The sequence below is a fragment of the Deltaproteobacteria bacterium GWC2_65_14 genome (assembly GCA_001797615.1).
Lineage (GTDB): Bacteria > Desulfobacterota > Deferrimicrobia > Deferrimicrobiales > Deferrimicrobiaceae > GWC2-65-14.
On the sequence record MGPV01000037.1, the window covers coordinates 17,498 to 28,288 of the forward strand.

At 69.2% G+C, this 10,791-nt stretch carries 10 protein-coding genes and 1 pseudogene (1 of these 11 running past the window's edge); all 11 read right to left on the reverse strand.

Features of this window, described 5'->3' with window-relative positions:
• A pseudogene (locus A2X88_07210) lies at window positions 1–1,673 on the reverse strand (1-deoxy-D-xylulose-5-phosphate synthase) (it extends 256 nt beyond the left edge of the window).
• Between the two features lie 10 nt (window positions 1,674–1,683).
• Complete coding sequence (locus tag A2X88_07215) at window positions 1,684–2,553, reverse strand: hypothetical protein (protein ID OGP34163.1); 870 nt, start codon at window positions 2,551–2,553, stop codon at window positions 1,684–1,686.
• A 37-nt stretch (window positions 2,554–2,590) separates the two neighbouring features.
• On the reverse strand, window positions 2,591–2,845 hold the full coding sequence (locus A2X88_07220) for an exodeoxyribonuclease VII small subunit (protein OGP34152.1): 255 nt from the start codon (window positions 2,843–2,845) through the stop codon (window positions 2,591–2,593).
• A 52-nt stretch (window positions 2,846–2,897) separates the two neighbouring features.
• Window positions 2,898–3,794 carry a hypothetical protein gene (locus A2X88_07225; protein OGP34153.1) on the reverse strand — a complete coding sequence of 299 codons (897 nt, stop codon included), beginning with the start codon at window positions 3,792–3,794 and terminating at the stop codon, window positions 2,898–2,900.
• Window positions 3,791–5,131: an exodeoxyribonuclease VII large subunit gene (locus A2X88_07230; GenBank protein OGP34154.1), complete on the reverse strand. Its 1,341-nt coding sequence runs from the start codon at window positions 5,129–5,131 to the stop codon at window positions 3,791–3,793. Before A2X88_07230 ends, A2X88_07225 begins: the two co-directional genes overlap by 4 nt.
• A gap of 3 nt (window positions 5,132–5,134) precedes the next feature.
• The gene (locus A2X88_07235) at window positions 5,135–5,965 is read right to left on the reverse strand and encodes a hypothetical protein (protein OGP34155.1); all 831 of its coding nucleotides are present in this window, start codon (window positions 5,963–5,965) and stop codon (window positions 5,135–5,137) included.
• 114 nt (window positions 5,966–6,079) lie between these two features.
• On the reverse strand, window positions 6,080–7,504 hold the full coding sequence (locus A2X88_07240; protein OGP34156.1) for a hypothetical protein: 1,425 nt from the start codon (window positions 7,502–7,504) through the stop codon (window positions 6,080–6,082).
• A 40-nt stretch (window positions 7,505–7,544) separates the two neighbouring features.
• On the reverse strand, window positions 7,545–8,804 hold the full coding sequence (locus tag A2X88_07245; protein ID OGP34157.1) for a hypothetical protein: 1,260 nt from the start codon (window positions 8,802–8,804) through the stop codon (window positions 7,545–7,547).
• Complete coding sequence (locus tag A2X88_07250; protein OGP34158.1) at window positions 8,771–9,649, reverse strand: hypothetical protein; 879 nt, start codon at window positions 9,647–9,649, stop codon at window positions 8,771–8,773. The genes A2X88_07245 and A2X88_07250 overlap by 34 nt, the downstream gene beginning before the upstream one ends.
• An 8-nt stretch (window positions 9,650–9,657) precedes the next feature.
• Window positions 9,658–10,485: a hypothetical protein gene (locus A2X88_07255; GenBank protein ID OGP34159.1), complete on the reverse strand. Its 828-nt coding sequence runs from the start codon at window positions 10,483–10,485 to the stop codon at window positions 9,658–9,660.
• Window positions 10,478–10,777 (reverse strand): hypothetical protein, encoded by a 300-nt coding sequence (locus tag A2X88_07260; protein OGP34160.1) that lies wholly within the window; start codon window positions 10,775–10,777, stop codon window positions 10,478–10,480. Before A2X88_07260 ends, A2X88_07255 begins: the two co-directional genes overlap by 8 nt.
• Between the last annotated feature and the right edge of the window lie 14 nt (window positions 10,778–10,791).

The window sequence follows — 10,791 nt, forward strand, 5'->3', positions numbered from 1 at the left end:
TCCTCGACCGTGAGGACCCGGCCGATCCGGTGCACGGCCGGGCAGATCAGCTCCGCGTCGAGCGGCTTGACGAACCGGGCGTCGATGACCGCCGCGGAGATCCCCCTCTTCCGGAGCTCCGACGCCGCGTGCAGGGAGGGAAGAACCGTGGCCCCGATCGCCAGGATCAGGAGATCCCTTCCCTCGACGAGCATCTCCCCCTTTCCCCAGGGGATCGGCTCCGGGTCCGCCGGGATGGGGACCCCGGGTCCGGATCCCCGCGGGTAGCGGATCGCCGCCACCCGTCCCGCACCGACCGCGGTCCGGAGCATCCGGACGAACTCGGCCTCGTCCCGGGGCGCCATGACCGACATGTTCGGGATATGGCGGAGGTAGGAGAGATCGAACAGCCCCTGGTGCGTCGCCCCGTCGGCCCCCACGATCCCCCCCCGGTCGACCGCGAAGACCACCGGCAGGTTCTGCAGGCAGACGTCGTGGATGATCTGGTCGAAGGCCCGCTGGAGAAAGGTGGAGTAGATCGAGACGACCGGGATCTTCCCCTCGCGGGCCAGCCCCGCCGCGAAGGTCACGGCGTGCCCCTCCGCGATCCCCACGTCGAAGAACCGGTCCGGGAAGGTCTCCCGGAACCTCGTCAGGCCGGTCCCGCTGCACATGGCCGCCGTGATCGCCACGACATCGGGGTTCTCCCGGGCGATCTCCACGATGGCGTCGCCGAAAATATCGGTATAGGCGGGAACGGACTCCTTCGACGCTCCCTCCCCCGTCTCCGGGTTGAACGAGGAGACCCCGTGGAACCGTTCCGGGTTCTCCTCCGCCGGGAGATACCCTTTCCCCTTCGAGGTCACCACGTGGACGAGGAGCGGACCCTCGAGGTTCTCCAGGTTCTGGAAGGTCGTGAGCAGGTCGTCGAGGTTGTGGCCCGAGATCGGGCCCACGTAGGTGAACCCGAGCTCCTCGAAGAGGATGCCCGGGACGATGAACCCCTTCGTCAGCTCCTCGGCCCGCCGCCCGATCTTCGCCATCAGCTGGCCGTGGGGGAGCGATTTCAGGAAGCTCTCCACACGCTTCCGGAAGGAGGTGTAGAGCTTCCCCGTCATGATCCGGTTCAGGTACCCGGAGAGCGCTCCCACGTTCTGCGAGATGGACCACTCGTTGTCGTTGAGGATCACGATCAGGTCCCGCTTCTGGTGACCGGCCTGGTTCAGCCCCTCGAGAGCGAGGCCCGAGGAAAGGGAGCCGTCCCCGATCACGGCGACGACCTTGTGGGTCTGCCGGTTCAGGTCGCGGGCGACCGCGAGACCCAGCGCCGCGGAGATCGAGGTTCCGGAGTGCCCCGTGCCGAAGGCGTCGCACGGGCTCTCGGAGATCCGCGGAAACCCGGAGATGCCGCCGCGGGTCCGGAGGGTGGGAAAGAGGTCCCGCCTTCCCGTGAGGATCTTGTGGGCGTAGGCCTGGTGGCCGACGTCCCAGACGATCCGGTCCTCCGGACAGGAGAAGACGTAATGCACCGCGATGGTCAGCTCTACCACCCCCAGGCTCGACGCGAGGTGGCCGCCGTTGCTGGCCACGCACCGGACGATCATCTCCCGGAGCCCGGCCGCCACCTCCGGAAGCCGCTCCTTCGGGACCCGCTTCAGGTCCTCCGGGGAGTGGATGGTTTCGAGAATTCCCATTTCCGGCATCCTACGATCTCCTCACCGCCACAAGCCGGACGATCCCCCGGAGCGTGTCCGCCTCGGGACCGAAGAGGGAAAGCGCGGCGATCGCCTCCCGGCCCAGCTCCTCCGACTTCCGCACCGCCGCCTCCATCCCCATCTCCGACACGCAGGTGACCTTCCCGCGTCCAGGATCCTTGCCTACCCTCTTCCCCATCTCCTCGAAGCTTCCGGTCTCGTCCAGGATGTCGTCGACCAGCTGGAACAGGATCCCGAGGGTCCGCCCGTACCGTGCAAGGGACTCGACCCGGGGTTCGTCGCATCCCCCCAGCACCCCTCCCATCCCCGCCGCCGCCGACAACAGGGCGGCCGTCTTCCGGAGGGCGATCTCCTCCGCCGCCGGGCTTACCCCGTCGCCCGGGGGGCGAAGATCCATCATCTGCCCGCCGGCCATGCCGCAGGCGCCGGAGGCCCTTGCCAGCATCGCCATCGCCCGCACCGCGCTTCCGGGATCCCGTTCCGCGATCCGCGACTCCCCCATCACGCGGAACGCCTCCGTCAGCAGGGCGTCTCCCGCCAGGATCGCCTCCGCCTCGCCGAAGGCCTTGTGGCAGGAGGGCTGCCCCCGGCGGAAATCGTCGTCGTCCATCGCCGGCAGATCGTCGTGGATCAGGGAGTAGGTGTGGATATATTCCACCGCGCAGGCGAACGGAAGCATCTCCTTTTCGTCTCCCCCGACGGCCCCGCCCGCCGACAGCAGCAGCACGGGCCGGATCCTCTTCCCGCCCGACGTCAGGGAGTACTCCATCGCCTCCCGCAGGCGGCCCGGGATGTCGCAACGATCGGGCGACAGGAACCGGAGAAGGGAATCCTCCACGAGGGCCCTTCGGCGGAGGATCTCCCGCTGCGCCCGGTCGTGCCGGGAGGGACGTTCCTCACTCCTCTTGGCCGAGAATGTCACGTTCCTCTTCCGTCTCCGTCGCGACCCCGCCCGGCTTCCGGAGAAGCAGCTCGATCTTCCGGTCCGCCTCGTCGAGCCGTTTCTGGCAGACCGCGGAAAGGCGCATCCCCTCCTCGAAGAGGCGGATCGACTCCTCGAGCCGGGTTTCCCCCGACTCGAGCTTCGCGACGATCTCCTCGAGGCCGGACAGCGCCTCCTCGAACGACGGCTCTTTCCCCCTGGATCGCATGATCACGCCCTCCCGTGGAGGATACCATGATAGTTCCCGCGGCGGAAACCGGTCAACGGGGAGGGAAGGCCAGCAGGATCGCCGGATCCACCCGCCCCCCCGCGGCCCGCACGCCGAAGTGCAGATGGGGGCCGGTGGCCCGCCCGCTCGATCCGACCGATCCGATCCTCTGGCCGCGGGCGACATGCTCCTCCGTCGAAACCCCGTACTCCTTCAGGTGGTAGTAGACGCTGAAGAGGCGGCCCCCGTGGTCGAGCACCACCGAATTCCCCCCGAAGAACTGCTCCCCCGCGAATGCCACGATCCCTTCCGCGATGGCCACGACGGGGGTTCCCTCCGGCAGGACCATGTCGATCCCGGCGTGGGGGCTCCGGGGCTCCCCGTTGATGATCCTGCGGGAACCGAACGGTCCGGGGCGGAAATCGGCGACCGGGGGGAGAAAGGGGATCGACCACATCGCAGGGGTGGAGAGGCGGGAAAACCGCTCCGTCAGGGCCGACGCCTCCCGCTCGATCCTCGCCAGCGTCTTTTCGTCGAACCGGGTCATCTTCCCGGGCAGGGTGAGCTCCTGGACCGGGAAGCTCCGCTCCCGGATCTCGACCTTCCGCTCGACGCGGGAGACGATCTCGCCCCCGCGCAGGACCAGGAACGAGACGGGGGCCGGCCCCGCCGGAGCCAGCAGGTCCACCCCGAACAAGGCACGGAACTCCGCGTTCGGTTCCCCGCCCATCGGGGTTTCCTTCCCCTGCCATACGAGGACCATGGCGTCGGCCGGAAGGTCGGGGACGACCTCGGCCAGCACGGGATCCCCCTGCCTGGGCTCCCACGAGGAGAGGCGGATCGAGAGCCGTTCCGGATCCCGGGGCGGATCCTCCTGCCCGGACCCGGAGGCCAAAGAAGCGGCCGCGAGAAGGGCGAGGAGGCAGGCCGCGACCGCGGAGCCTCTCATTCCCCGCCTTCCTTCACGACGGCTCCGAAGGCGCCGTCCGCGACCAGGACCTCCAGCGCGTCCCCCGGCGCCACCTCGGACACCGACCGCACCGCGCGTCCGGTCTCCCTTCGCGTCGCGATGGCATATCCCCGGGTGAGGACTCCCTTCGGGTCGAGGGTGGACATCTTGGCCGCGAGTACCCCGAGATCCTTCCCGAGGGCGGCGCGCCTGGACCGGGCCAGCCCCCCCGCGCGCTCCGCGAGGAGGGCGATCTCCCCCCGTTTCCGGGAGACCCAGGAGGACGGGGAATGGACCCGGACGGAGGTGGACAGCCGCGTCACCCGGTCCCGCCCCTCCCGCACGATCCTCTCCAGGCAGTTCGCGAGCGCGTCCGTCCGCTCCGCCGCCGCATACCGCCGGGACGCCAGGAGCGGCCGGGGATCGGACAGGCCGCCGAGGGCGATCCGGTGCTCGCGCCGGAGCGTCTCCCGGTGGGACCGTTCCCCCTTCCTGGCCCGCAGGGCAAGCGTTGCGACCCGGTCCCCCCACTCGGCCCGGTCCGGGACCGCCATCTGGGCCGCGGCGGTCGGGGTCGACGCCCGGTGGTCCGCCGCGAGGTCCGCCAGGGTGAAATCGGTCTCGTGCCCCACGGCGCTGATCGTCGGAACGGGAGAGGCGGCGACCGCGCGCACGACCGCCTCCTCGTTGAAGGCCCAGAGGTCCTCCACGGACCCGCCTCCCCGCCCAACGATGACCAGGTCGATCCCCCCCCGGGCGACCAGGGCGGCCAGCGCCCGGGAGATATCCTCGGCGGCGCCCTCCCCCTGCACGAGGCAGGGAGCCAGCGTGATCCCGATCGAGGGCCACCGCTGCCTTGCGACCCGGACCATGTCCCGCAGGGCCGCCCCCTGCCGCGAGGTGACGATCCCGATCCGCCCGGGAAACCGGGGCAGCGGCCGTTTCCTTGCCGGATCGAACAGCCCCTCCGCGGCAAGCCTGGCCTTTCTTTTCTCCAGCTCGAGCAGGAGGCTTCCGACCCCCCCCACCTCCACCGACTGGGCGTAGATCTGATACTCCCCCTTCTTCTCGTACACCCCCACCGCCCCGGTGACGATCACCGACTGCCCGTCCCGGATCTCCCCGAACAGCTGACGCTCCCGTCCCCGGAACATCACCACCCGGACCTGGGCCGAGTCGTCCTTGAGGGAAAAATAGCGGTGCCCCGACGGGTAGAGGCGGTAGTTCGAGACCTCCCCCTCGACGCGGACAAGGCGGAACTCCCCCTCCAGGCAGGACTTGATCCGGGCGGTAAGCTCCGAAACGGTCAGGGGGGCCCGCAAGGGCTCTCTGTCCACTGTCTACCCGCTCCCGGAGAGCAGCTCGGCCAGCGTCACGGCCCGGATTCCTTCCGCGTCGAGGTCGGGGAGAAACCGCTGGATCACCTGCAGCGTATCCGCCCTCCCGTGGCAGAGCAGGACGGCGAACCCCTTTTCCTTCGCCAGGGAAAGGGCCTCGGCCCACCGGCGCCGCATGACCTCCGGATCCGGGTCGACATCGAGAAACAGGTCCCGCTTCGCCGCCGGAATCCCCGCCCTCAGGGCGGAGGCCACCGCGACCGAGCGGCCGGTGGTCACGCTGTCCAGGAGGAAAAGCCCCTTCTCCTTCAGCATCGCGGTGTACAGGGACATCGCCTCGGGGTCGGCGGTGAAGGCCGACCCCATGTGGTTGCTGGCCCCCACGGCGAAGGGAACGTCCTGGAGCATCCGGGAGAACAATTCCTCCATCTCCGCACCGGACATCCCCCGGCGGAGACGGAACCCGGAGGTGCCGTCGTTCACCTGCCCGTCCGGCTCCATCGGAACATGGAGCAGCACGCTGAATCCCCGCTCGTGGGCCGACTTCGCGATCTTTCGGGAAGAGGGGCCGAAGGGAATGACGGCGAAGGTGATCTTCTCGGGGAACTGAAGCCAGGCGGCGTCGCGGGCCGGCTCGTACCCAAGGTCGTCGACCACGATGGCGATCCGCGGATGCGGCCCCGGCCGGATCGAGGCCGGAGAGGAGGCTCCCTTCCCTCCCGGATGCTCCCGGAGCCCCGGGGAAAACGGCGACAGGGCCCCGCCGGAGGAGGCCCCCGCGGGCCCCGCATTCTCCCCGAGCGGCAGGTAGACCAGCAGTCCGATGAAGAGCAACCCCGAGAGGAACGCCAGGAGCGAGAGCGTCCTGAACCGGATCCCTTTTCCGGACCGCTTCCCCGGCGCGCCGGGAGACGACCCTTTCCTTCCTCTCCCCAGTGCGATCCCCTTTTAGGATGCCTTCGGCCGGTTGAGATACCGGGTCTTGAAGATCTCCCATCCCTTCAGCAGCTCCACCGCCCGCTCCAGCTGGGGATCCTTGTCGTCCGCCTTCTTGCGGCCAAGGTCCGGCGGGGTCTCCTCCGCCCCGTTCTTCTTCTTCACCGTCGGGTCCTTCTTCCGCTCCTTCTTCGCGTGAGGATCCTCGGCCGGGGTCGTCGGAGTCTCCTCCTCTTCCTCACCCCGCAGGTGGCGCTCGATGTCCTTCTCCCGGACCGCGCCCGGATGTCCCTCCGACGGCTCCCGTCCGTCCCGGACCTCGATGTCGGGGTCGATCCCCTTCGCCTGGATGCTCCGGCCGTTCGGAGTGTAGTAGCGGGCGGTCGTCAGGCGCAACGCCGACCCGTCCTCCAGGGGAAGGATGGTCTGGACGGAGCCCTTCCCGAAGGTCCGTGTCCCGAGAAGGATCGCGCGCCCGTGGTCCTGCAGGGCTCCCGCCACGATCTCGGAGGCCGACGCGGAACCGGAGTTCACCAGGACGACCATCGGGAACCCCTCGTAGGTCCCCTCCTTGCGGGCGGACCATTTCGACTTCTGGTTCTCGATCCTGCCGTCCGTGTAGACGACCAGCCCCGAGTCGACGAACATGTCCGCGACCTTCACCGCCTGGTCCAGGAGCCCCCCGGGATTGTTCCGGAGGTCGAGGACCAGCCCCCGCAGCCCCTCCTTCTCCTTGAGGAGCGCCCGAAGCGCCTTGTCCAGCTCCTCGTCCGAGTCCTGCTGGAACTGGAGGAGCCTGACGTAGCCGATCCCGTCGCCCATGGACTTATACTTCACGCTCTTGACCTTGATGATGTCCCGGGTGATCGTGAACGATTTCGCCTCCGTGAACCCCTCCCTCATGATCCAGATCGTGACCTTCGTTCCCGGCTCTCCCCGGAGGCGCTTGACGGCGTCCATCACGTTGAGGTCCTTCGTCGGCTCCTTCTCGATCCGGACGATCTGGTCCCCCGCCTTCAGCCCCGCACGAAAGGCCGGGGTGTCCTCGATCGGGGCGATCACGGTGAGGATCCCGTCCTTGACCCCGATCTCGATCCCGAGCCCCCCGAAGATCCCCTTGGTCTCCACCTCCACCTGCTTCATCATGTCCGGGGTGAGGTAGGAGCTGTGGGGATCGAGAGTCTGGAGCATCCCCTTGATCGCACCGGTCACGAGGTTGTCGACGTTGACCTCCTCCACGTAGCTGTTCTGGATGACGGAGAGAACGTCCCCGAAGACCTTGAGCTTCCCGTAGACGACGTCCGCCTGCGCGGCATGGCGCGAGACGGCGGCGTACCAGGCCACGAGCACCGAGAGGAAGAGGGCGGCCGCCGCCGGGCCCCACCATCTCCTGGACCTGCCCTTCCCGGAATCCGGCTCCTGCGGAGCGCGACGCATCGACATCCTCCTTTTTCTCGACGGATCCGCGGTCCCGGACTCAATCCCGGGAGAGCGGGACGACCTGCAGGGGATCGATTGCGGTCCCCGCGGCTCTAAGCTCCAAGTATAGCATCGATTTTCCGTCCGGGCTCTCCGGAAGGCGGCCGATGGCCTGCCCGGCGACCACCTCCTCGTCCTGGGAAACGCTGAAGGACTCCGCCCGCCCGTACACGGAGAAGAGTCCGCTCCCGTGCTGGAGGATCAGCACCCTGCCGAACCCCGCGACGCTCCCGGTGAAGACCACCTTCCCCTTGCCGATCGAGCGGACGGGAGATCCGGAAGGAGCCTCGATCTCCACCCCCCGGTTTTCCACGTCGACGTCGAACAGGGGGTCCCGGTGCTTCCCGAACCGTCCCACGACCTTTCCCCGGACGGGGGGAAGGATCCCGCCGGGAATGGCGGAAAACCGGGAGGGGCCCTCCTTCCCTTTCGGCCATTTCGCCCGGCTCTCCCGCTCCCGGATCTTGCGCTCGATCCGGGAGACGAGCGACTCCATTCTCGCGATCCGGTCCCGCAGGGCGCGCAGTTCCTTCTCCTTCCGTTCCTTTTCGGACCGGATCCCCTCGAGCTTCTGCGCCTCCGCACGCCGCTGCTCCAGGAGCCGGTCCCCCGCCTTCCTCTCGCGGGTGACTTTCCGCTCCGACGCCTGGAGCTCCCGCTCCAGCCCCAGCATCGCCTGCTCCTTCCGCTCCTGGTCCTCCGTCAGGCGGGAGTACCGCCCCGTTTCCGACCCGAGAACCCGGCGGGTGAACAGCCGGTTCCGCTCCCGCCGGCTTCCCGCGACCGGGGAGAGGGGATCTTCCCGCATCCCCGCGAAGGCCCGCTCCGCGGCGTTCCCGAGACCCCGGCGGGTCTTCGTCCGCTCGGCCTCCAGGGACCGAACCTCCGATTCCGCCTTCTCCAGCTGTTCGTTCAGCCGGGCCAGCTTCCGGTCGACGCGGGCGATCAGCCTCCGCTGGCGGGAGAGACGGGACTGGAGATCCGCCACCTTGCTGCGGGTAGACGTTTCCCGGCGGAGGGTTTCCGCGAGCTCGTCGGCGATCTTTTCGGCCCGTTTCCGGATCTCGGTCAGGCGGGCCTTCTCCTTCCGAAGCTGCGGATAGCTGTCCGCCCCTTCCGCGGAAGGAGGATGCCCGAGGAGAAGGAGGAAGGCGGCGGCCCAGAGAAAAGCCCGGACCGGAGAGCGCAGGCGGCCCTGTCCCGCGGACGGCGGGCGTTTCCCGATCATTCCGGCGGGGACCCGTCCGACGCCCGCCATCCGATGAAAGACGCCGCTGCGGCCAGCGCGGCCGGGGCCAGGAGAAACAGCGCGACGGGAAGCAGGTACGCGGGTTCCGCGGCATCCTCCGGGGAGCCCACCCCGAGCCGGACCGCGCGGAAACGCCCCGACAGCAGGTGGAGGGAGGCCGCCGCCAGGCCTCCAGCCGCGAGGGTCAGGAGGAAGGCGGCCAGCGCCGCCCCCGCCGCCCTCCCCGCCGCGATCCGCCCCCCGGGCGTTCCCCGCTCACGCAGGAAGGCGAAGTCGGACGCCAGGGCCGCCGCTCTCGCACGCTCCTGGAGGACGAACCCGACGAAAAACAGGAGGACGAGAAAACCGAATCCCCCCCAGAGGACCCCGTTCGCGATCCGTTTCCACCGGAAGAGCCGCGGCATCGCCTCTCCCCCGGAGAGCAGTCTTTCCACCTGGGGAAGGGGGCGGAGGGCCGCCAGGACCTCCTCCATCCCGGCCTCGGACAGCCGGTCGTGTCGTAAGGTGATCTCCACATACCCCGGGAGCGGGTTCCCCCCCCCGGACCGCAGCAGCTCCAGGCCGGGAACCTGCGCCGAGAACTCCTCCCACGCCTGCTGCGGACTCCGGTAGGCGGCGCCGAGCGCAGACGGGAGGGCGACGATCTTCCGGGCGAGCCCTTCCCCCTCCTCGTCGGACACCCCGGACCGGAGGAGCGCGGTGATCGTCCATTGCCCGGAAAGATACCGGTTCGTTCCTCCGGAGAGGAGCAGGACGAGGAACAGGAAGGAGAGGAGAAGGAGCGCGACGAATCGGAGCGCCGACTCCCTCCGCATCCGCATCCCCGCCAGCTTCCAGTCGATCCACAGGGGCAAGGGTACGCTCACGGTTCCCCTTCCTCTCCGGCCTCCGGTGGCCGCTCCGATGCCGTCCCGTCCGCGCGGGGCGACTCGTCCGGCGTTTCCCCCGGAGGCTCGTCCGGTGGGTCCCCGGCGGGAGCTTTCCGGTCCCCGTGGGACAGTCGGAACAGGAGGAACGGGCCCGCCTCCCGGATCCGGGGATCCGTGTCGGCTTCCGGATCGCCCCACGTTTCCGGCCCCACCATGACCTTCAGCCGCTCGGGCATATCCCGCTCCAGCATCACGATCGTCCGTCCCTCCCGCGCCAGCGCCCGGAAGAGGCCGGTGAGGGAGTCCGCCCAGTCCTTCCCCGCGTTCGCCAGGACCGTGTCCAGGAAGAGAACCTTCGGCCCCCGGAACAGCTCCGCGGCCAGCGCGACGCGGGTCCGCTCGGAGACGGACAGGTGCCTCAGGAGGACCTCCCGGGTGCCGGCCACTCCGAGCAGTCCGAGCAGCTGCTCCTCCCGGCGCGTCCGCTCCTCTCTCGGGATCTTCCCCGCCGACAGGGCGGACAGGCGGAAGAGATCGCCCACGGTCCTGCCGTCCGCCGGGAGAGCCTCCGGGACGAAGGCGGACAGCTGGCGGAACCGGCTCCTCGCCCCCGGGCTTCCCCCGTAGAGCGATTCCCCGTCCGCCAGGACATCGCCGGAGTCGGGCTTCCGGTCCCCCGCGAGGATCCGCAGCAGGAGCGATTTCCCGCTCGAGGGAGGCCCGGTCACGATCCAGACCTCCCCCTCGTCGAAGGACAGGGTCAGATCCGAAAACAGGGTCACCCCCCGTTCCGCCGCCCGGAGGTGGAAGGCCTCAATCATGTCCCGCCGCTTCCTCCGGAGAGGGTTCGAAGGCCCCGGAGAAGAGCTTCCGGATCTCTTCCAGGTGCTGCGCCTTCATCCGGCCGCGCAGGGTCTCCTCCCAGTCCGGCCGCCCGAGGAGGTCATCGTACCCCTGGCGGACGGTGTCCAGGATCACCCCTCCGAGGAAGGCGTGGGTCACGATGCTCGGGTTATCCAGCCCGCCGTCCTCGGTCTGGATATGGTAGGTCTTCCCCTTGTACAGGATGTTGTGGTTGAAGCCGGACAGCATCCGGATCCGCTTCGAGCCCATCGCCCCCACCTACC

Excerpts from the sequence above, each read along its gene's own strand:
- A2X88_07245 (OGP34157.1), bottom strand. The coding sequence starts at position 8,804 with ATGGCGGGCGTCGGACGGGTCCCCGCCGGAATGATCGGGAAACGCCCG.
- A2X88_07260 (OGP34160.1), bottom strand. The coding sequence starts at position 10,777 with ATGGGCTCGAAGCGGATCCGGATGCTGTCCGGCTTCAACCACAACATC.
- A2X88_07220 (OGP34152.1), bottom strand. The coding sequence starts at position 2,845 with ATGCGATCCAGGGGGAAAGAGCCGTCGTTCGAGGAGGCGCTGTCCGGC.
- A2X88_07240 (OGP34156.1), bottom strand. The coding sequence starts at position 7,504 with ATGCGTCGCGCTCCGCAGGAGCCGGATTCCGGGAAGGGCAGGTCCAGG.
- A2X88_07255 (OGP34159.1), bottom strand. The coding sequence starts at position 10,485 with ATGATTGAGGCCTTCCACCTCCGGGCGGCGGAACGGGGGGTGACCCTG.
- A2X88_07225 (OGP34153.1), bottom strand. The coding sequence starts at position 3,794 with ATGAGAGGCTCCGCGGTCGCGGCCTGCCTCCTCGCCCTTCTCGCGGCC.